Genomic DNA, 19518 nt, shown 5'->3' on the forward strand with positions numbered 1-19518 from the left:
TGGGGCGTCCGGCAGGTCCGCCGGAACCCCAGGACCCCGAGAAACGCCGAGCGGCCAGGCTCTCCCCCGTAGCCTGGCCGCTCGGCCGTTTCCGCGTTCCCGCACCTTCCGGGGGCGTCCGAGGACACGGTCTCAGCACGGAGCGGCCGGTGCCGGGACCGCGGGCGGGGCGGGGGCGGCCGGGGGGTGGCCGAACAGCTCGGTGAGGATGTCGAGCTGGAGACTGATCGCGTCCAGGGCGGCGTGGGCGGCGGTCATCTCGGGCGAGCGGGGATCGCCGGACGGGGTTGTGGTGGCCGCCGGAGCCACCAGGGTGCCCGCCGGGCCGGACCGGTCGGCCGGGGCGGGCGCCGCCGCGGGAATTCCCCGCCCGGCCGGTACCTCGGGTTCGGTACGGCATCCGCCGGGATCCACGGTCGTTCTGGCGGCCGGGTTCGGGGTTGAACCGGCGGGCGGGTTCGCGGTCGTTTCGGCGGGCGGGTTCAGGGTCGTCCTGGCGGGCGGGGTTGAGGTTGTGGCGGCGGGCGGGTTCGCGGTCGTTTCGGCGGGCGGGTTCAAGGCCGTCCCGGCGGGCGGGTTCGCGGTCGAACCGGCGGGCGGGTTCAAGGCCGTCCCGGCTGCCGGGGTCGAGGTTGTGGCGGCGGGCGGGTTCGGGGGCGTTCCGGCTGCCGGGGCCGTGGTCGTGGCGGCGGGTGTCGGCGGTGCTGGGCGGTGGCCGATCGCTCGGCGGAGGGACACTCCGTGTGCCGCGGTCTCTCGGTTGCGGTGTGACAGGGCGGGGTCGGCGGTGGCCGCGTCCGGTGCCGTGGTGACCGCCGTGGCGTAGGCGTCCAGCGGCTCGGCACAGCTGCCCAGCGCGGTCGGCGCCGCGAGCAACGCCAGGCTGCGCTTCCGCCACCACGCACTCGCCGCCGACGGTATCGGGAGTGACTCGGCGACGCGCAACGGGGCCGCCGCCAGCCTCAGTTGCTCCAGCCGGAACAGGAAGCGGGCCCGGGCCACCCGTACCGCCCGGGTGTCGTGGGGGTCGGCCGACAGGACCTCGCCGAGACCGGCCAGCGCCGCAGCCGTGCGGGACCGTACCGTCCCCGAGGTGCGGATGGGCAGGACGAACCAGGAGGCGGCGATTCCCAGCACCGCGCCGACCAGGATCCCCGTCAGCCGGGTGTGCAGCAGGCTTCCGGCGTCCTGGCCGAACCAGTCGTACAGCAGGGAGAGCATCGCGGTGACACAGCCCGCCCAGTACGCGTAGCTCAGCTCGCGCAGCCAGGTGGCGACGGCGAGGACGCTGAAGATGATGACGACCACGGCGTCCGAACGTGGTGCGAAGGAACCGGCCACCGCAGCCGCGACCACCGTGCCCGCCGCCGCGCCCAGAGTCCGCCAGACGCCCTTGACCAGCACGTCTCCCCGACTGCGGGCCCCGCTGCCGACCAGGAACGCGGTGAGCACGACCCACGTCCAGTGGTCCGGCCACAGCGCCCGCCCGAGCGCGAACGCGGCGCCCAGCGCGGCCGTCGACTGCAGGGCCATACGGGTGCCGGCCCGCAGGCCGGGGCGGTCCGGTACGGGCATCGTGGCCACCGAGGCGGATGCCGGACGGGGGACCAGGCCGGTGCGGTGGCCGAACCAGGTGACCACCGTGCCCCACGCGACCGCGAACAGCGCGGTCGACGCCGCCCAGCCGGTGGGCGCGTATCCCTGCGCGGGGGCGACGCCGCCGGGCACGACCAGGACGGCGACCAGTGGCAGCACCACCAGCGTGCCGGCCCGGGTCGCCCGCATCCCGAACCGGCGTACCCAGACGGAGGCGCCGACGCCCAGGGTGAACAGGACGTCACCGGCGTTCGGGTGGTCGCGGATCAGCGCGGTCAGTTGCATGCCACCGGCCGCCGCACAGGGCAGCACCACGCAGGCGATCAGGCGGTCGGTCCGGTCGTGGACGCGCTGGACGCGGGCGAAGGACGAGGAGATCACCACGGCCTGGACGACGCTGTCGACATGCAGACCGGCTCGGTTCTCGATCCACAGCGACCAGCCGTAGGTGCCGAGCACGGTGGCCATGCCGAGCGCGGTGGCGCGCAGCATGCGCAGGCCGGGGTCGAAGTGGAGAGCGTGCCGGAGAGCCCGGCCCGTACCGTGCCGCAGCCCCACAAAGAAAGTAAGCATCACTTAGCATCATCGCCCATCCGGCGTCGTTGGCATACCTTCAAATCTGGGCAAAGCGCCGAGAGTGTGTGATGTCTGGGAGGTCTATCCGCGCGAATTTAGTAAGTGATACCTTAGTCATGTGACATCGGAGAGACCAGAGCGCACCCCGGGAACCGGGGACACGGGTGGAGCGGCCGGGGGTCCGGAGTCCGCCGAGATCCGGCAGGGGGTGGTGCGGCTCGCGCGCCGGCTCAGCGCGGAGCGGCCGGCGGAAGGGCTGAGCCTCAACAAGAGCAGCGTCCTCGCGCATCTGCGGCGCAACGGGCCGATGTCCGCCGGAGCCCTGGCGGCGGCCGACCACCAGCAGCCGCAGTCCCTCACCCGGGTCTTCGCCGAACTCGAACGGGACGGGCTGATCAGCCGCGCCCGGGACGAACGCGACGGCCGGCAGCGGGTGCTGGAGCTGACGGAGGCGGGCCGGGACGCCCTCGCCGAGGACATGGCCTGGCGCGACGCCTGGCTCGACGTGGCCCTCGCCGACCTCACCGAGACCGAACGCCAGGTACTGCTGCTCGCCGCCCGCCTCTTCCGGCGGCTCGCCGACTCCCCGGCCGAACCGCCCGCCCACGCACCCCGGTCCACGCCTCGATCCGCACCCCGGTCCTTGCCCCCGCCCTCACCTCCACGCTGACGAAGGGACGCCTGTGTCCTGGCCCGATCACGCCATCTGGTGGCACCTCCATCCCCTGTCCTTCCTCGGCGCCGAGCGCGCCGCCCTGCCCGCCGGCGCCGCCCCGGTCCACCGGCTCCCGGTGCTCACCGGCTGGCTGGACCACCTGGTGGCCCTCGGCTGCAACGGGCTCGCGCTGGGCCCGGTGTTCGCCGCCGAGACCCACGGCTACGACACCGTGGACCACTTCCGGATCGATCCCCGCCTCGGCACCGAGGACGATCTCGCCGAGCTGGTCGAACGGGCCGGCGAGCGCGGTGTACGAGTCCTGCTGGACGGCGTGTTCAACCACGTCGGCCGGTCCTTCGCGCCGTTCGCCGATGTCGCCGCCCACGGCGCCCGGTCCCCGTACGCCGACTGGTTCGTCCCGGAGGGGGAGGACTACAGGCTGTTCGAGGGTCACCGTCACCTGGTCGCCCTCAACCACGCCGCCCCGGCGGTCGCCGACCACGTCGCCTCCGTCATGGAGCACTGGCTGGACCGGGGGATCGCCGGCTGGCGCCTCGACGCCGCGTACGCCGTGCCGCGCCCCTTCTGGCGCGCCGTCACCGACCGGGTCCGGCGAGGCCATCCCGGTGCGTGGTTCAGCGGCGAGGTCATCCACGGCGACTACGCCTCGTACGTCACCGAGGGCGGCCTCGACAGCGTCACCCAGTACGAACTGTGGAAGGCCGTCTGGAGCTCCCTCAACGACACCAACCCGCACGAACTGGCCTGGGCCCTCAAACGCCACAACGCCTTCCTCGACGTCTTCGCTCCCCAGACCTTCGTCGGCAACCATGACGTCACCCGCATCGCCAGCCGGCTGCGCGAACCCCGCCACCTCGCACACGCGCTCACGCTGCTGTTCACGCTCGGCGGCGTGCCGTCGGTGTACGCGGGGGACGAACGGGCGATGCGCGCCGTCAAGGAGGACCGGGTGGGCGGGGACGACGCGATCCGGCCCGCCTTCCCCGTGGATCCGGCCGACCTGGGGGAGGAGGGGCTCGACGTCCAACGGCTGCACCAGGCGCTGATCGGGGTGCGCCGTCGCAACCCCTGGCTGGTGCGTGCCCACACCCTGGTCCACACCCTGGGGAACGCGGCGCTCTCCTACACCGCCGTCGACCCGGCGGGGGGCTCGGCCGTAGCCGTCGCCCTCAACTTCGGCACCGCGCCGGTCACCGCGGGGGTACCGGCAGCCCCCTGGACACACGCGGCCGGCGACACCGTCATCGACCCGGGCAGCGGCACGGCCGTACTGCCCCCACTCGGCTGGTCGGTGGCCACCTCGGCGGTCGCGCCGCACTGACCCGGAAAAGCGCGAATTCCGTGAAACCAATGGCCGACGGAATATCGATGTTCACCTACGGATATTCCGGCGTGATAATCGCGCCGGAGTCGCTGGGGTAGCCCGAGTCGCCGATCGACAATTACAGCCGGCCGACCGTACAGAATTCACCTGCCCGGCCGCTGCGGCCTGGCACTACCGCCCCTAACCCGCTTCCGCGTTCAGTGCCCGGGCCCAGGCCCGCTGCCACTGGGCGACATTCTGGCCCTGATGTCCGCAGGCCTGGACGAAAGCGACCAGCAGTTCCTCCGACGGCATCCGCAAACCGGCCAGCACGTCCGCGACCGTGCTTCGCGGCAGCGGTCCCGCGCCCAGTTCACGCGCCCGTTTCTGCATTTCCCGCAATGACGGCTGACCCGCCGCCAGCCGCACCTGGTGCATCGCCTGCAGCAGGTGGGCCGGGTGGTAGACGAGCTCCAGTCGGCGCGCCGCGCGGGGGGCCGACTGGGGCTGCGGACAGCCGGCCGCCGACTCGGCGCCCACCGCCGCTCGTTCCCAGCGTAATCGCGCCTCCCGCCGGGAAGCGCCGCAGACCTGCGCATATGTCTCCACCACCTGCTGGCGCGGCAGGGCCGTCCCGCTGTCGGCCCGGCACAGGGTGACCGCCGAATAGGCGGGCCCGGCGACCCGTGACCGCTCCGTCAGCTCCGACATCTGCCGGTACGTCAGCCCCGCACGCTGTCTCAGCGTGCGCAGCCACTGCGCCAGCTCCTCGTACCGCGCGGACGGCGGTACGGGTTCTCGCCTGCGAACCACCACTGCTCCCCTGGATTGCAAGACCCTTGGACGTGCGGCTGGATGTGCGGCGTTTCGACGGGCCGGGGTCCTTAGTGGACCGCCCGCATTGCTTATGACCAGAATTTGCTCTGAGGGCAACCTTATGGACGGGCCTGTTGAGCGGTCAAGAAGGCTTTACTCAGCTTTACCGGCAAAGGCTCTTTCGGTTGCGCACGTCGACCCCTTGTTGCAATCCGTCCGGGAAGCGGAGAAACCGATTCCGTCGATCGACCTGTTTCTTTTTCCGACAGCTGACGCGGGGGCCCCGGAAGATGTCCGGCGCCCGGCGTCCGGCGCGTCTTGCCGCGGCATTCCGCGCTCTGTTGGCATGGAGAAGCCGGCCGACCGGGCCGGAACGACAGCGCCCCCTCATCGAGGCGGGCCGTGCCCATCCACCAGGGAGTTCCTGATGACGACCACTTCACCCGCCACCCTCGACGAGATCATCGAGCTGATCAAGGAGGTCAAGCCGGGGATCGCCGACCAGTCCGTCACCGCCGAGCAGTCGGTCGTCGAGGACCTGGGCCTCGATTCCCTCGACCTGCTCCAGCTCTCCCGGCGCATAAACCGTCAGTTCGGCGTCGACTTCGACCTCGACAGCTGGAACGCCGAGGCCGACGACCATCAGCGCAGCGTCGCCTCCATCGCCGCCGCCGTCACGACCGACAACCATGCCTGAGACGCCCGTACCCGCGGCACCCCGGGTCGCGCTGGTCACCGGTGGCTCGCGTGGGATCGGCGCCGCCATCGCCCACCGCCTCGCCGCCGACGGCCTCACCGTGCACCTGGTGTGCCGCAGCGCGCGGGACGCCGGACTCCGCGTCGTCAAGGAGATCGAGGAGTCGGGCGGCCGGGCTGTCCTGCACCAGGCCGACATCGGTGTCGAGGCCGACGTGGTGGACCTGGTGGAACGGGTCACCGCACAGGAGGGCGCCCTGCACGTCCTCGTCAACAACGCCGCCGTCATCGACGACCAACTGCTCGCGGTGACCCGTACCGCCCGTTGGGAGAACGTGCTGCGGACCAACCTCACCGGGCCGTTCCTCACCAGCCGCGAGGTCCTGCCCCACATGCTCGACCAGGGCTGGGGACGCATCATCAACATCTCCTCCAACTCGGCGCGCACCCCGGGCCCCGGCCAGAGCGCCTACGCCGCGTCCAAGGGCGGTATCGAGTCCCTGACTCGCGCCCTCGCGGTCGAGGTCGGCCGCAAGGGCATCCGCGTCAACTGCGTGGCGCCCGGCAAGGTCCGTACCGAGATGACCTCGGCCGTCGCGGACAAGCTCGGCTCCGACGGGGACGGCACCCGCTGGGGACTGCCCGAGGACATCAGCGGACTGGTCGCCTTCCTCGCCGGCGACGAGGCCGACTACATCCAGGGCCAGACCTTCACCGTCGACGGCGGACGCATGGTCATGCGCAGCCCCGGCACCGGCCGCCGCCCGCGCCGATGAGGCCCGCACAACCGCCGGGGACGGCAAGGACGGCAAGGACGACAGGGACGACAGGGACGACGGGGACGACAAGGGAGAGGAGGCGGCCGTGGGGGCCGTGAAGTACTGGGAGGAGCTGGCGCAGGCGCCCGTACGCCGGTTCGGACCCGTGGTGTTCGACGGGGCGCTGCTCGATCAGTTGCTGGACCTGATGGGCGAGAAGCACCCGGTGCACGACAGCGACTCGTTCGCCCACGGCACCGACCGCCGGCGGCGCATCGTGCCCGGCGGATTCATCCACTCGATCACCTCCGGCTGGGTGGTCCAGCACGGCTCGCCCGCCGCGATCGTCGGGATGCGGCGGATGAGCTGGGACTTCGTACGGCCCCTCTACCCCGACACCCCGTTCTGGTTCACCACCGCGACGGACCGGGCCACCCCGATCGACGACCGGCTCGGCCTGATCGACACCACCCGCCGGGTCTTCGACGAGAACGACCGGACCTACGCCATCGGACGGATGAGCGTGGTGCTGCTGCGCCGAGCCGCCGTCCCCGAGGCCGAACCCACAACACCGACGGCGCCGCCGACCGTGACACCGGCCACGACACCGACCGCAATGCCGACCGCAGTCCCGACCGGAAGGGCTCAGTGATGGACAGCCAGTACCAGCCGCTCAAGGGCAAGGTGGCCCTGGTCACCGGTGGATCCCGTGGCATCGGCGAGGGCATCAGCCGCAAGCTCGCCTCCTGGGGCGCCACGCTCGCGATCAACTACGTCGACAGGGAGGGCCCGGCGAAGGAGCTCGCCGCCGAACTCGCCGACCAGGGCACCGAGGTGTCGCTGCACCGCGCCGACCTCAGCGACCCCGCGCAGATCCAGAACCTCATCGACGAGATCGGCGCCCTCCACGACGACCTGCACATCCTGATCCAGAACGCGGCCGCGACCAAGTTCAGCAGACTGGAGGACGCCACCCTCGGCGACTGGCAGTTCGTGCAGGACACCAACTCCCGTGCCACCTGGCTGCTCGCCAAGTACGCGCTGCCGCTGATGAAGAACCGCCCCGGCGCCCGCTTCGTCACCATCACCAACTCCACCACCACCCGCATCATCCCCAAAGCCGGCCTGTTCGCCGCCGCCAAGGCGGGCCTCGAGTCCCTGACCGACTACCTCTCGTACGAACTCGCCCCCTACGGCATCGTCGCCAACTGCGTCCGCCCCGGCCTCGTGCAGACCAGCGTGTTCAAGGTGCGCCCCGACTTCGCGCACGGCGTCAAGAAGGAACTGTCGGTCTCGCCGTGGGACGGCGACAAGATGACCACCCCGGAGAACAGCGGTGACGTGGTCGCCCTGCTCTGCCTGCCGGAGGCCGACTGGATCGCCGGGCAGACCATCACCGTCGACGGCGGCTACCGTCTGTGGGGCGGCATCAGCGGCGGAGGCCGGCGTGCCGAGTGACCGGGGCCCGGACGGGATTCCGGGCCGTACCTCCTACGACGCCTCCGCCGGGATCGTCGTCACCGGCACCGGAGTCATCTCCCCGGCGGGCCTCGGCGCGGCCCGTCTGTGGGAGGCGATGGCGGCCGGCAAAACCTTCTTCGGCACCGGCGACCACGACGGGCCCGCCCCCGCGCTGCCCTGGCCGACGGCAGCCGTCGACACCTCCGAGATCGGCTGGCCCCAGGGCACCGTCTGGGCCAACGCGAGCAAGTACGCCAACAGTTCGGCCCGTTGGGCGGTCGCGGTGGCCGGGCAGGCGCTGGCACAGGCCGGGATCACCGGGGACACCGAGGACGTGCGCGGCGGCACCGTGATGGCCGTCGGCAGCAGCGGCGACGAACTCAGCGACGTCATGCCCCGGCTCGCCTCCCGCTTCCGTGACGACCCCCGCCCGCTCGCCAAGTTCCTCCACGACGAGGTCCCCGACTACTCCTACATCCGTGGCATCCCCTCCCAGCTCGGCCAGTTCGTCTCCCTCGCCAGCGGCTTCCGCGGCTCCAACGTCGCCGCGTACGGCGAGTCCGCCGCGGGCGGCACCGGCGCGCTCGCCCTCGCGGCACGGCTGCTGGAGGACGGCGAACTCGACCGGGTCCTGGTGGTCGGCGTGGCCGGCCCGCTGTCCATGACCTCACTGGCCGCCTTCGACAGCCACGAGCCGTTCGGCACCCGTGCCACCGCGGGCGCCGGCCCCTTCGACACCGGCCGCGGCGGCACCCTCCCCGGCCAGGGCGCCGCCGCGGTGCTGCTGGAACGCGCCGACCGGGCACGGGGCGTACCGCTCGCCCGGTTCCTCGGCTGCGAGGTGCTGGCCGCCCGCGACCTGGAGAGCGCCTCCCGGTACGCGGTCGACGCGGTCCTCGCCGACGCCCCGCCGCCCGACGTCTGGTGGGCGCACGGCGCGGGCTCCCGCGCCCTGGACGCCGTCGAGGCCCATACGGTCACGGCACGGGCCGGCACCCTCCCGGTCACCGGCTCCAAGGGCACCATCGGCAACGCGTTCGAGTGCTCGGCGCTCCTCGACACCGCCCTCGCGGTGGAGAGCCTGGCCCGCCGGGAACTCCCCCCGGTCGGCCTGCTCGACGACCCCGACCCGGCACTGGGCGCGCTCGACCCGGTCGTCGGCGGACCCCGCCCGCTGGGGGACGGTACGACGCTCCTGCTCACCGCCTTCAACCAGGGGCGCGGCGCGGCGGCGGCGGGGGCGGTGCTGATCGCGGCGGCCGCCGCAGGCACGAACGGGTCCGGCACGAACGGGTCCGGCACGAACGGGTCCGGCACGAACGGGTCCGGCACGAACGGGTCCGGCACGAACGGGTCCGGCACTGACGGAACCGGCACTGACGGAACCGGCACCGGAGAAGCAGACAGAGAGGTACCCGCATGAGTCTCCCGAGTCACGAGACCCCCGGCACCGAACACCCCCCGGACCGTCCCGACGACATCGTCATCACCGGCCTGGGCGTGGTCACCCCCATCGGCGGCGACGTAGAGACCTTCTGGTCGGCCAACCTGGAGGGCCGCTCCGGGATCGTCCTGGAGGAACGGATGGACACCCGGGGCCTGCCCTGCGGCTGGACCGCCGGACTCATCCCGGACGACGTCAAGGACAAGGTCCGGGCCGGCCACGGCGCCCCCGACCGTTCCTGGGGCGACACCCTGATGCATGCCTGCGTCGAACAGGCCCTCGCCGACGCCGACTTCGCTGGCCGCCCGCCCGCCGACGGCCCCGCGGCCCTGGTCTACGCCCGGGTCTGGCCCGGCCCCACCGGCTCCTTCCCCCAGGACTACGTCACCCACATCGCGGACCTCGCCGACCGCTACGACGCCGTCGGCAACGACCCCGTCCGCGTTCTCGAACGCCTGCGCGGCCGGTTCCTCTCCCTGGAGACCCAGGACCTGTCCGCCTTCCCCCGCGAGATCGCCGAACGCCTCGGCACCGCCGTCCTCCCGGTCCGGCTGGAGGCCACCTGCTCCGGTGGCCTGCGCGCCATTGCCGAGGCGGCCCGGCTGCTGCGCTCGGGCCGCGCGGAGTACGCGGTCGTCTCGGCCGCCGTGTCCCGCAACACCCCGTACGTGCTCTCCCAGTACGGGCAGTTGATGGCGCTGTCCCGCTGGAAGGGCGACGACCCGGGGCAGGCCTCCATGCCGTTCGACAAGCGCCGTACCGGCATGGTCATCAACGAGTCGGCGGGCGCCCTCGTCCTGGAGACCGCCGCGCACGCCGCCCGGCGCGGCATGACCCGTCCGCACGCCGTGATCGGCGGCTGGGGTCTCGCCGTGGACACCGCCCATATGACCGCGCCCAGGGTCGAGATGATCGAACGGGTCATGCGCACCGCCCTCGCGGAGGCCGGGGCCGAGCCCGACGACGTCGACTCGGTCAACGCGCACGGCACCTCCACCCGCCTCAACGACGTCACCGAGGCCCGCGCCCTGCATCAGGTGTTCGGCGAGCGCATGGCCGAGATCGACGTCTGCGCGGTCAAGTCGCTCACCGGGCACGGCTCGGCCGCCTCCGGTGTGGTGGAGACGGCGGTCGCCGCGCTCACCCTGTGCCGGGACGTCGTACCGCCGGTGGTGACCTGCACGGAACCCGACCCGGCGTGCGGGGTGAAGACCTCGCTCACGCCGGTGCGGCGCCCGGTCGCGGCGGTGCTGAAGAACTCCTTCGGCTTCGGCGGCCAGTACGCGTCGATGCTGTTCCGCCGGCCCGCGACGCCCCGTCGGGCGCCCGAGCGGGCACGTTCGTACGAGCCGCAGCCGTCATGAGCGCCGCAGCCGTGGACCGGCTCGACCACGAGGAGATCGAACCGGCCGGACAGCACCTCGCAACGGTGGTGTGGCTGCACGGCATCGGCCAGGTCCCCGGCGACATGGCCGAGGTGGCCGGCCGGCTGCGGCTCGCGGAGGCGGGCGTGCGCGGGGTCTTCCCGCGCGCGCCCGTCACGGCGCCGAGCCTCCTCACCGGGCTTCCGGTGAGCTGCTGGTTCCCGCAGAGCGTGCTGGCCATCGACCGCATCGACATCGAGGGCCTGCACGCGGTACGCCGCCCGCTGGCCGCGCTGCTCACCGAGGAGACCGAGCGGATCGGCGCGGACCGGGTGCTGCTCGCCGGTTTCTCCCAGGGCGCCACCGTCGCCCTCACCCTCGCCCTGTCCCACCCCGAGCCGCTGGCGGGCGCAGCCCTCTACGCCCCCTACCTGCCACCCGACCTGCCCGCACTGCTCGACGGAGGGCGCCCGAACCCCGCCAACTCCGGGCTCCCGGTGTGGATCGGGCACGGCGCGCGGGACTGGGTCGTCCCGGAACGCAGTGGCGAGGGGCTGCGCGGGCTCCTCCGCTCCTGGGGCCACCCGGTGACCTGGCAGCGCTACGCCGGCGGCCACGAACCCTTCGCGGGGGTACGGGCGTCGCTGCCGGACTTCCTCACGAAGGCCCTCGGCACTCCCGTACCGCACGTCCCGGACCCGCCCCGCTTCTCCCCGCGCCGCCGGCCGGGCCTGGACTGACGATGCCGGTGATGACCCTCACGACCTTCACGGCGCCGGGACCACGGCAGGTGCACCTCTGGGCCGTGCCGCTCGACGGACCGGCGGCCGACACGGCGGTGGCGCTGGCACCCTCCGTCCTGGACCCGGGGGAGCGGCGGCGGGCGGCCCGGCTGCTGCTGCCCGAGGACCGCCGCCGCTGGACGACCGCCCGGGTCGCTCTGCGCGGCGTACTGGGCGCCTGCACCGGCCTGCCGCCCGCCCGGATCACCTTCGCCTACGGCCGTCACGGCCGGCCCCGGCTGGCCGGACCCGATGGCCTGCGCCTCCACTTCAACCTCACCCACAGCCGCGACCGCGCCCTGCTCGCCGTGTGCCGGGACACCCCGGTCGGCGCCGACCTGGAACACCTGGACGCCGGGCCGCCCGACGACCGGGGCCTGGACGAACTGGCCGAGGCCGTCCTCGCCCCCTCCGAACTGGGCGCCTACCGGCAACTCCCGTACCCCGACCGCAGGGCGGCCCTGCTGCGCCGCTGGACCGGCAAGGAAGCCCTGCTCAAGGCGACCGGACGCGGGATCACCCTGTCCGCACTCAGCCGCGTGACGGTCCCCGAAGGGGCGGGCCCGGCATACGGCGTCCCGGGAACGTGGACGCTGCTGCGACCGCCGCTGGACGGCCCGTACACGGCGGCGATAGCCGTACCGGCCGTACTGGGGGAGGCCCACACCGAAAACCACAAGAACTGGGAGGTCGTCGAGAATGCCCCCACAGCCCCCAACGAACCCGTCGACCACAACTGACCCCGAACCCGAACGAGCACCGACACCGGTCCCCGCTCCGGCACCGGCGCCGGTCCCCGCTCCGGCACCGGCGCCCGCGCCCGAGTTGATACCGATGCCCGCACCGGCGTCGGCCCCCGCACCCCCGCCGGTGCCGATATCGGGGCCCGCGCCCGCGCCTGTGCCGGGGCCGGTGTCGGCGGCTGCCGTGCCTGTGCCCATGCCGGCGCCCGCGCTCGCGCCCGCGCCCACGGCCGTGCCGGTGCCGGTGTCGGGGCCCGCGCCCGAGTTGGTGCGGGTGCCCGGGCCGGTGTCGGCCCCCGTGCCCCCGCCGGTGCCGGTATCGGGGCCCGCGCCCGCGCCTGTGCCGGGGCCGGGGCCGGTGCCGGTGTCGGACCCCGTGCCCCCGCCCGTGCCGGTGTCGGGGCCCGTGTGGGCGGCTGCCGTGCCTGTGCCCGAGTCGGTGCCGGTGCCGGTGTCGGTGTCGGTGTCATTGCCCGCGCCCGCGCCCGTGCCGGGGCGCGTGGCCGTGCTGGGGACCGCGTCGGAGGCTGCCGTGCCCGCGCCGGTGTCGGTGCCCGCGCCCACGGCCGTGCCGGTGTCGGTGCCCGCGGCCGTGCCTGTGCCGGTGCCCGCGCCCGCGCCCGTGCCGGGGCCCGTGTCGGCGGCTGCCGTGCCGGTGCCGATACCGGTGCCCGTGCCCGTGTCGGTGTCAGGGCCCGCGTCGGCGGCTGCCGCGCCCGTGCCTGTGTTGGCGGCTGCCGCGCCCGTGCCCAGGTCGGTGGGCGTTGCGGTGGCCCCCGCCAGCGCTCTCCTCTTCCCCGGGCAGGGTGCTCAGCGGCCCGGGATGGGTGAGCCCTGGCGGGACACCGTGCACTGGAAAGTGGTCGATCGGCTGTCCGAGGCCGTGGGCCGAGATCTCGGACGGCTGCTGCTGCACTCCGACGCCGCCGAGCTGACCCGGACGGACAACGCCCAGATCGCCACCTTCACCCTGGAGATGGTGATCCTCGACGCGCTCGACACGGCGGTCGGCGGAGTCCGGCCGGCTGTGTGCGCCGGGCACAGTCTGGGCGAGTTCGCCGCGCTGACCGCCGCCGGGGTCCTCACCCTGGAGGACGCCGGCCGGCTGGTCGCTGAGCGGGGCGCCGCGATGGCGGAGGCGGCCCGCCGGGCGCCCGGCACCATGGCCGTACTGGTCGGACCCGGTGTCCCCGCCCTGGCCGAGCGGATCGCCGCCCGGCTGCGGGCCGGGGCCAGGGCGCCGATCTGGGTGGCCAACCTCAACGGCCCCGCCCAGGTCGTCGTCTCCGGCACCGCCGACGCCGTCGCCGCGCTGGCCGAGGAGGCGGAGGCGGCGGGCGCGCGGGCGATCCGCATCCCGGTCGGCGGGGCCTTCCACACCCCGCTGATGGCCGCGGCGCTCCCGCGCCTCGCCGCCGCGGTCTCCGCCGTCGAACTGCACCCCGCGCACTGCCCGGTGATCGCCAACGTCGACGCCCGCGCTCACCGGGGGAACCCCGAACGCTGGCGGGACCTGATGCTGCGTCACCTCGTGATGCCGGTGCGCTGGGAGGGTTCGATACGGACCCTCGCCGCGGTGGCCCGGGGCCCGCTGCGGCTGGCCGAACTCGGTCCCGGCAGCACGCTCGGCGGACTCGCCCGTCGCCTGCTGCCCCCGGAGGTGCCGGTCCGTTCCGTGGCCACCCCGGACCAGTTGGCGGCCCTGGTGTCCGACTGGTGGCCGACGGACGGGGTCTGACGGGGCCCGACCGGGCCCACCGCCTACCAGGTGTCCGCGTCCCGGGTCAGCTCGGCCACCAGTTCGGTGGCCCGGAGGCCGGGGACGCCCGCCGTGGTCAGCAGGGTGATCGCGGCCGAGGGGCCCGCCTCGCGCGCTGCCAGGACCCCGTCGTTCACCGCCTCCATCAGCGCGAACAGCATCTGCTCGTGCACGTACGCCAGTGCGGGCGCCGGCAGCGGTGAGCTGAACACGCCCTCCTCCAGGCCCTGCCGCAGCACCTCGACGCAGGCCTCGCGGACCGGGGTGAACCGGTCGCGGATGCCCTGCACGGTGACGCTGCGCTGGGCGAGGCCGACGAGTATGCGGTAGCGGTCCGCGACCCGCCAGACCGAGAGCGTCGTACGGGCGATGATCTCCGCGGGCCCCTTGGCGCCCTCGAGTCCCTCGGCGTGCGCGTCGGCGACCGCCTCCACGGCGCCGTCGAGCAGCGTGCTGATCAGCGCCTCCCGGCTGGGGAAATGCCCGTACACGGTCCGTCGTACGACACCTGCGGCGCGCGCGATCTGGTCCATCGAGGCGTCGGGGTCGCGCAGCAGTTCGGCGAGGGCGATGTCGAGGATGCGGCGCCGGTTCGCGTCGGCGCGGCTGGTGGTGCCCGTGGTCATGGCTGCCATTGTGCCTTCCCTTCCTTCTATTTGCACAGTGCTGTGCATTCGGTTAGATTGCACATTGTTGTGCAACTGCACGTCGTTGTGCAAAAGGATCACTGTAAGCACCAAGCACCAAGCACCAAGCACCAAGCTCCGTGCACCAAGCACCTCAAGGAAGGCGAAGGCCCATGGCCATGCGATTCGTCAGGACAGAACCCGTCGAGACGATGGGCCGCCCCTACGCGCGCCGCTGGTGGGCCCTTCTCGTGCTCTGTCTGAGCCTGCTGATCATCGTGATGGCGAACACCGCCCTCACCGTCGCCGCCCCCGACATGACCCAGGACCTGGGCCTGTCCAGCGCCGACCTCCAGTGGGTCATAGACGGCTACACCGTCCCGTACGCGGCGCTGATGCTCCTGCTCGGCGCGATCGGCGACAAGTACAGCCGGCGCGGGGCGCTCGTCCTCGGCCTGGTCGTCTTCGGCGGCGGGGCGATCGCCGGCTCACTGGTCGGCTCGGCCGCCGGGGTCATCGCGGCGCGAGCCGTCATGGGTGTGGGCGCCGCGCTGATCATGCCCGCGACGCTCTCCCTCCTCGCCGCGACCTTCCCGCGCGCCGAACGCGCCAAGGCGATCACCCTGTGGACCGCCACCGCCGGACTCGCCATCGCGGCCGGCCCGCTGGTCGCGGGGGCGCTGCTGGAGAAGCACGGCTGGGCCTCGACGTTCCTGATCAACGTGCCGATCGCCGCGCTCGCGATCGTCGGCGCGCTCGTCCTCGTACCCCCGTCCAAGGCCGGCCACCAGGACCGGATCGACTACGTCGGCGGACTGCTGTCCGTGGTGTGGATCGGCGCGCTGGTCTACATGATCATCGAGGGGCCGCACTTCGGCTGGGGCGTCAAGGCGGTCACGGCGGCGGTCGCCGCGGGCCTCGGCCTCGTCCTCTTCATCGTGTGGGAGCTGCGTCACCCGCGCCCCGTCCTCGACGTACGCCGCTTCACGCAGCGCCGGTTCGCGGGCTCCAACCTCGCGGTCGCCCTGTTCTTCCTGGCGGTCTTCGGCGCCTTCTACTACCTCACCCAGCACCTCCAGTTCGTCCTCGGCTACGACGCCCTCGACACCGGCCTGCGCATGCTGCCCCTCGCCGGCGCGGTCTTCGTCGGCTCGGCCCTCACCGGCTATCTCACCCCGCGCATCGGCATGCGGATCACGGTCACGGCGGGCATGGTCGGCGGTACGGCGGCCCTGGTGCTGCTCTCGCAGGTGAACTCCCAGTCCACGTACGGGGATTTCGTAGCCCCTCTCGTCATCCTCGGCCTCGCGATCGGCCTCGCGCTCTCCCCGTGCACGGACGCGATCATGGGAGCGTTCCCCGAGGCCCAACTGGGCGTCGGCGGCGCGGTGAACGACACCTCGCTCGAACTGGGCGGCTCGCTCGGCATCGCGATCCTCGGCTCACTGCTCTCGACGTCGTACGCCGCCCACCTCACCGACGCGACGAGGGGCAGCAAGCTGCCGGCGGACGCCCTGAGCCAGGCGCAGGACTCGGTGGGCGCGGGTTATCAGGTGGCCCAGGGGATCGGCGCGCAGGCACGGCAGCTCGCGGCGCAGGCGAGTGCCGCCAGGCCGGAACAGGCGGCCGAGCTGAAGACGCAGGCGACTCAACTCGCCCAGGGGGCACGCCAGATGGCGGACGCGGTGGGATCGTCCTTCTCGGATGCGGTGGCCCACACGAGCCTGATCGGGGCGATCATTCTGGGGGCAGGGACAGTGCTGGTCGCCGCGCTGCTGCCGGGGAAGGAGAGCGTGACCCCGGCGGAGCCGGCAGAGCAGCCGGAGCTTGCGAGTGCGGGCCGCTGAAGCCGAGCCCGCGTTTTTCCCACCCACCCACCCGTTTACGGCATGTGACCAGCGCGGGCCCGGCGCATGTCACCCCGCCCGGCAGCAGAAGCTCGGGGCCACCAGTCATGATGTCGACGTCTTGGGCCTGTTCTTCAGGTACCAGTCGAGGAAGCGCTCGCTGACCCCTTTGCCGTCGCCGAAGTCCTCGCGGAGTATCCGCCACATGTACGTGCTGTCGTGGCCGGAGGCGAAGGTGCTTCCCTCGGCGATCGCGGTGTCGCAGCCACAAAGGCACAGTGTTGGACTATCAGCGGTCACGGTGGCCTCCGAAAGGGGATGAGCGCTGCCTGGTGTGCACGCCATCATCTCGCATCCGTTTCAGGCGGCAGGAAGTTCTACGACGTGCGGACCAACCAGGAGTTCTGGGTCTCCGGGCCGAAAAAACGGCTGACCCGGGGCAACGGGTAGGGGCGGCGCGGGCGAGAACCCTCAGACGCGGAGATCCGCCACCACGCTGAACCGTTCCAGTACCGCCAACGTCGAGTCGTCCACCGCGAACCCTGGATCCCCCAGCACCGCCCGCATCCCCGCGCTGTGCCGGCCGTCGAGAATCGCGGGGTAGAGGCCAACTCCCTCTCCGAGCACACCAATTTCACCGACCCCACCCCCACCCCGAGCCTCACCTCAATTATCCTCACCCACCCCCAACGTCTCCCCCACCGCTCGCGGCAGCCACTCCCGTACATGGCCGAAGGTGAAGCCGAGTTCCGTGGCCCTCGAGTTGTCCATGCCGTACGAGCGGGCGAAGGAGAACGGGGAGACCTGGCCGACCTCGACGGTCTGGAAGACGGTCCTGCCGTCCGGGATGTGCCGGGCCACCGCCGCGCACAACTCCTCCGTGGTCAGCAGGCCGTGGGACGCGGCGTTGACCGGGCCGGTGAAGTTCTGGCCCACCGTCCAGTAGAGGAAGTCGGCGATCTCCTCGACGTGGATGTAGGTCGCCGGCCGGTTCTCGGCCGGTACGGCGATCGGGGTGCCGGTACGGATGCGTTGGGCATAGTGGTCGAGCCGGCCGGTGAAGTCGTCGGCGCCGCCCAGGACATGGGCCACGCGTACGGCGGTGTACGCGAACTCCGTACCGCCGGCCGCGAAGACCGCCTCGGCCTGGCGCTTGCCCTCGCCGTAGTGGGTGTCGAGGAACTCCGGCTTGTGCCAGGGGAGTTGGAGATCGACGGGGACGGTACGCGGATCGACGGCGTCCTCGCGCACGGGGACGACGGTGTCCTCGTAGACGAGGGAGTCCTCGTACTCGTACACCTCGATCGTCGACGTCATCACATAGCGGCGGGTCCGGCCGCTCGCGAAGACGCGCCGGGCGATGTCGGCCTGGCGGGGCGTGTAGCAGACCTGGTCCACGACGACGTCGAAGGTGCGGTCGCCGAGAGCGGAATTCAGGGCGACCTCGTCATCACGGTCGGCGACAAGGTGAATTGCCCCGGCGGGCGGAGAAGCGGAGCCCCGGTTGAGAACGGTCACCCGGTCTCCGGCCGCGATCAGGCGGTCGATGAGCCGCTTTCCGAAATAGCGATTGCCGCCTATGACCAATACGTCGCGCATGATGTTCCTCCCCGTAGCGGACCTTGTGATCATAATTCTCCTGGTGGACGAACGAGTTCTGAAGGGGAAGTCATGGGACATCCGGCCGAGGCGCCGAAAGAACCACGGCGGCTGCGAGCAGCGGCCAACGAAACGTCGGTGGCCTTCGACGCGTTGGACCGGCAGATCCTGGAACTCCTCCAGAGCGACGGCCGGATCAAGCTGAGCGAGCTGGGCAGAAGGGTGCGGCTGAGCCCGGCGGCGGTCACGGAGCGGGTGCGCCGGCTGGAGTCGGCGGGCGCGATCACCGGATACGGCGCCCGGGTCGCTCCCGCGCGCCTCGGCTACGGCATCCAGGCGTTCATCCGCGTCAACCCGCACGGCGGATACACCCTGAAACACCCGAGGACGCTGGAGCTGCTCGCCCGCCCCGAGGTCACCGAGGTGCATCACGTGGTCGGCGAGGACTGCTGGATCCTCAAGGTGGCCGTCGAGGACACGATCCATCTGGAGGAGGTCCTGGAGCGGACCTCGGCGCTGGGGCGGACGACGACGTCGATCGTCCTGTCGTCCCCGGTGGTGGGGAAACCGCTGCTGCCCCCGGGGTGAGTGAACAGGCGAGCCCGGCGCGCTTGCCTTGACGTCGGCGTCAAGGACTACGTTCGTACGTATGCGAATCGGCATGCGAATCGGCGAGCTGGCGGCGCGGGCCGGGACCACCACACGGACCCTGCGGTATTACGAGTCGCGTGGGCTGCTGCCCGCGCGGCGCGCGGACAACGGCTACCGCTCCTACGACGAGGAAGACCTGAAGCTGCTCCGGCAGATACGGACGCTCCAGGACTTCGGGTTCGACCTGGAGGAGACCCGGCCCTTCGTGGACTGTCTGCGGGCGGGGCACCCGGAGGGCGACTCCTGTCCCGCGTCGCTGGCCGTCTACCGCCGCAAGCTCGACGAACTCGACGCGCTGATCGGCGAGTTGCAGTCGGTACGGGCGAAGGTCGGCGAGCAGCTGACGCGCGCCGAACGGGCGCGCGACGAGCTGGCGGCCGAGGCGGCGGTTCCGGGCGGTCCGGAACCGGCATGCGAGTGGGGAGGACGGACGCGATGATCAGGGCAGCGGGCGTGGCCGAGGTGACGGACGCGGACTTCGAGGCGGAGGTGATCGGGGCGGGGTTGCCGGTCCTGGTGGAGTTCACGGCCGACTGGTGCCCACCGTGCCGCCAGATGGCCCCGGTGCTGAGCGCCCTGGCGGCGGAGGAGTCCGACCGGCTGAAGGTCGTCCAGCTCAACGTCGACATGAACCCCCTGACGACGAACGCGTACCGGGTGCTGTCCATGCCGACGTTCATGGTCTTCCGGGACGGGGAGCCGGTGCGGTCGATGGTGGGGGCCCGCCCGAAAAGACGATTGCTGGAGGAACTGTCCGACGTGCTCTGACATGTCTCCGATACGACTCTGATGCGACTCTGCTACGAAGAAATCCCCCG

General features: G+C 72.4%; 20 protein-coding genes and 1 pseudogene. 15 read left to right on the forward strand and 6 right to left on the reverse strand.

Going from position 1 to position 19518, the window contains the following annotated elements; all coding sequences use genetic code 11:
- Positions 1 to 132: 132 nt before the first annotated feature.
- On the reverse strand, positions 133 to 2169 hold the full coding sequence (locus ABZ855_RS39405; protein ID WP_360815723.1) for an FUSC family protein: 2037 nt from the start codon (positions 2167 to 2169) through the stop codon (positions 133 to 135).
- Between the two features lie 121 nt (positions 2170 to 2290).
- Between ABZ855_RS39405 and ABZ855_RS39410 the strand changes: the two genes are divergently transcribed.
- Together ABZ855_RS39410 and ABZ855_RS39415 are read left to right on the forward strand one after the other, a co-directional pair.
- Positions 2291 to 2842 (forward strand): MarR family transcriptional regulator, encoded by a 552-nt coding sequence (locus tag ABZ855_RS39410; RefSeq protein ID WP_360815726.1) that lies wholly within the window; start codon positions 2291 to 2293, stop codon positions 2840 to 2842.
- A 13-nt stretch (positions 2843 to 2855) separates the two neighbouring features.
- On the forward strand, positions 2856 to 4172 hold the full coding sequence (locus tag ABZ855_RS39415; RefSeq protein ID WP_360815729.1) for an alpha-amylase family protein: 1317 nt from the start codon (positions 2856 to 2858) through the stop codon (positions 4170 to 4172).
- Positions 4173 to 4355: 183 nt separating this feature from the next.
- On the opposite strand, the gene ABZ855_RS39420 is transcribed toward ABZ855_RS39415, so the two are convergent.
- Entirely contained in the window at positions 4356 to 4967 is a 612-nt protein-coding gene (locus ABZ855_RS39420) for a helix-turn-helix domain-containing protein (protein WP_360815732.1), read from the reverse strand.
- A 430-nt stretch (positions 4968 to 5397) separates the two neighbouring features.
- Here ABZ855_RS39420 and ABZ855_RS39425 point away from each other — a divergent pair, with 430 nt between their 5' ends.
- From ABZ855_RS39425 to ABZ855_RS39465, 9 genes are all read left to right on the forward strand, one after another.
- The gene (locus ABZ855_RS39425) at positions 5398 to 5667 is read left to right on the forward strand and encodes a phosphopantetheine-binding protein (protein WP_360815735.1); all 270 of its coding nucleotides are present in this window, start codon (positions 5398 to 5400) and stop codon (positions 5665 to 5667) included.
- The gene (locus ABZ855_RS39430) at positions 5660 to 6442 is read left to right on the forward strand and encodes a 3-oxoacyl-ACP reductase family protein (RefSeq protein WP_360815738.1); all 783 of its coding nucleotides are present in this window, start codon (positions 5660 to 5662) and stop codon (positions 6440 to 6442) included. The genes ABZ855_RS39425 and ABZ855_RS39430 overlap by 8 nt, the downstream gene beginning before the upstream one ends.
- An 88-nt stretch (positions 6443 to 6530) precedes the next feature.
- Positions 6531 to 7076: a hypothetical protein gene (locus tag ABZ855_RS39435; RefSeq protein WP_360815741.1), complete on the forward strand. Its 546-nt coding sequence runs from the start codon at positions 6531 to 6533 to the stop codon at positions 7074 to 7076.
- On the forward strand, positions 7076 to 7882 hold the full coding sequence (locus tag ABZ855_RS39440; protein WP_360815744.1) for an SDR family oxidoreductase: 807 nt from the start codon (positions 7076 to 7078) through the stop codon (positions 7880 to 7882). The genes ABZ855_RS39435 and ABZ855_RS39440 overlap by 1 nt, the downstream gene beginning before the upstream one ends.
- A complete protein-coding gene (locus tag ABZ855_RS39445) occupies positions 7872 to 9308 on the forward strand; it encodes a beta-ketoacyl synthase N-terminal-like domain-containing protein (RefSeq protein ID WP_360815747.1) in 1437 nt (478 codons plus the stop codon). The genes ABZ855_RS39440 and ABZ855_RS39445 overlap by 11 nt, the downstream gene beginning before the upstream one ends.
- Complete coding sequence (locus ABZ855_RS39450; protein WP_360815750.1) at positions 9305 to 10693, forward strand: beta-ketoacyl-[acyl-carrier-protein] synthase family protein; 1389 nt, start codon at positions 9305 to 9307, stop codon at positions 10691 to 10693. The genes ABZ855_RS39445 and ABZ855_RS39450 overlap by 4 nt, the downstream gene beginning before the upstream one ends.
- Positions 10690 to 11433, forward strand: coding sequence for an alpha/beta hydrolase-fold protein (locus ABZ855_RS39455; RefSeq protein WP_360815752.1), 744 nt, complete (start codon positions 10690 to 10692; stop codon positions 11431 to 11433). The genes ABZ855_RS39450 and ABZ855_RS39455 overlap by 4 nt, the downstream gene beginning before the upstream one ends.
- 11 nt (positions 11434 to 11444) lie before the next feature.
- Positions 11445 to 12215, forward strand: coding sequence for a 4'-phosphopantetheinyl transferase superfamily protein (locus ABZ855_RS39460; RefSeq protein WP_360815755.1), 771 nt, complete (start codon positions 11445 to 11447; stop codon positions 12213 to 12215).
- Positions 12216 to 12414: 199 nt separating this feature from the next.
- On the forward strand, positions 12415 to 13956 hold the full coding sequence (locus tag ABZ855_RS39465) for an ACP S-malonyltransferase (RefSeq protein WP_360815758.1): 1542 nt from the start codon (positions 12415 to 12417) through the stop codon (positions 13954 to 13956).
- A 23-nt stretch (positions 13957 to 13979) separates the two neighbouring features.
- Here ABZ855_RS39465 and ABZ855_RS39470 read toward each other — a convergent pair whose 3' ends face one another.
- Positions 13980 to 14612: a TetR/AcrR family transcriptional regulator gene (locus ABZ855_RS39470; RefSeq protein WP_360815761.1), complete on the reverse strand. Its 633-nt coding sequence runs from the start codon at positions 14610 to 14612 to the stop codon at positions 13980 to 13982.
- A 170-nt stretch (positions 14613 to 14782) separates the two neighbouring features.
- On the opposite strand from ABZ855_RS39470, the gene ABZ855_RS39475 reads away from it, so the two are divergent.
- Positions 14783 to 16450, forward strand: coding sequence for an MFS transporter (locus ABZ855_RS39475; RefSeq protein ID WP_360815785.1), 1668 nt, complete (start codon positions 14783 to 14785; stop codon positions 16448 to 16450).
- Positions 16451 to 16555: 105 nt separating this feature from the next.
- Here the strand turns inward: ABZ855_RS39475 and ABZ855_RS39480 are convergent, their stop codons facing one another.
- The 3 genes and pseudogenes from ABZ855_RS39480 to ABZ855_RS39490 all read right to left on the reverse strand — a co-directional run bounded on the left by ABZ855_RS39480 (position 16556) and on the right by ABZ855_RS39490 (position 18049).
- A complete protein-coding gene (locus ABZ855_RS39480; RefSeq protein WP_360815764.1) occupies positions 16556 to 16750 on the reverse strand; it encodes a hypothetical protein in 195 nt (64 codons plus the stop codon).
- Positions 16751 to 16921: 171 nt separating this feature from the next.
- A pseudogene (locus ABZ855_RS39485) lies at positions 16922 to 17029 on the reverse strand (RNA-binding protein); the annotation flags it as partial.
- Between the two features lie 87 nt (positions 17030 to 17116).
- Positions 17117 to 18049, reverse strand: coding sequence for an NAD-dependent epimerase/dehydratase family protein (locus ABZ855_RS39490; protein WP_360815767.1), 933 nt, complete (start codon positions 18047 to 18049; stop codon positions 17117 to 17119).
- Between the two features lie 72 nt (positions 18050 to 18121).
- Between ABZ855_RS39490 and ABZ855_RS39495 the strand changes: the two genes are divergently transcribed.
- The 3 genes from ABZ855_RS39495 to ABZ855_RS39505 all read left to right on the forward strand — a co-directional run bounded on the left by ABZ855_RS39495 (position 18122) and on the right by ABZ855_RS39505 (position 19468).
- Entirely contained in the window at positions 18122 to 18637 is a 516-nt protein-coding gene (locus ABZ855_RS39495) for an Lrp/AsnC family transcriptional regulator (protein WP_360815770.1), read from the forward strand.
- Between the two features lie 73 nt (positions 18638 to 18710).
- Positions 18711 to 19139: a MerR family transcriptional regulator gene (locus ABZ855_RS39500; RefSeq protein ID WP_360815788.1), complete on the forward strand. Its 429-nt coding sequence runs from the start codon at positions 18711 to 18713 to the stop codon at positions 19137 to 19139.
- A 14-nt stretch (positions 19140 to 19153) separates the two neighbouring features.
- Positions 19154 to 19468: a thioredoxin domain-containing protein gene (locus ABZ855_RS39505; protein WP_360815791.1), complete on the forward strand. Its 315-nt coding sequence runs from the start codon at positions 19154 to 19156 to the stop codon at positions 19466 to 19468.
- Positions 19469 to 19518: the final 50 nt, after the last annotated feature.

Source organism: Streptomyces sp. NPDC047042 (genome assembly GCF_040644035.1).
In the GTDB taxonomy this organism is placed as follows: domain Bacteria; phylum Actinomycetota; class Actinomycetes; order Streptomycetales; family Streptomycetaceae; genus Streptomyces.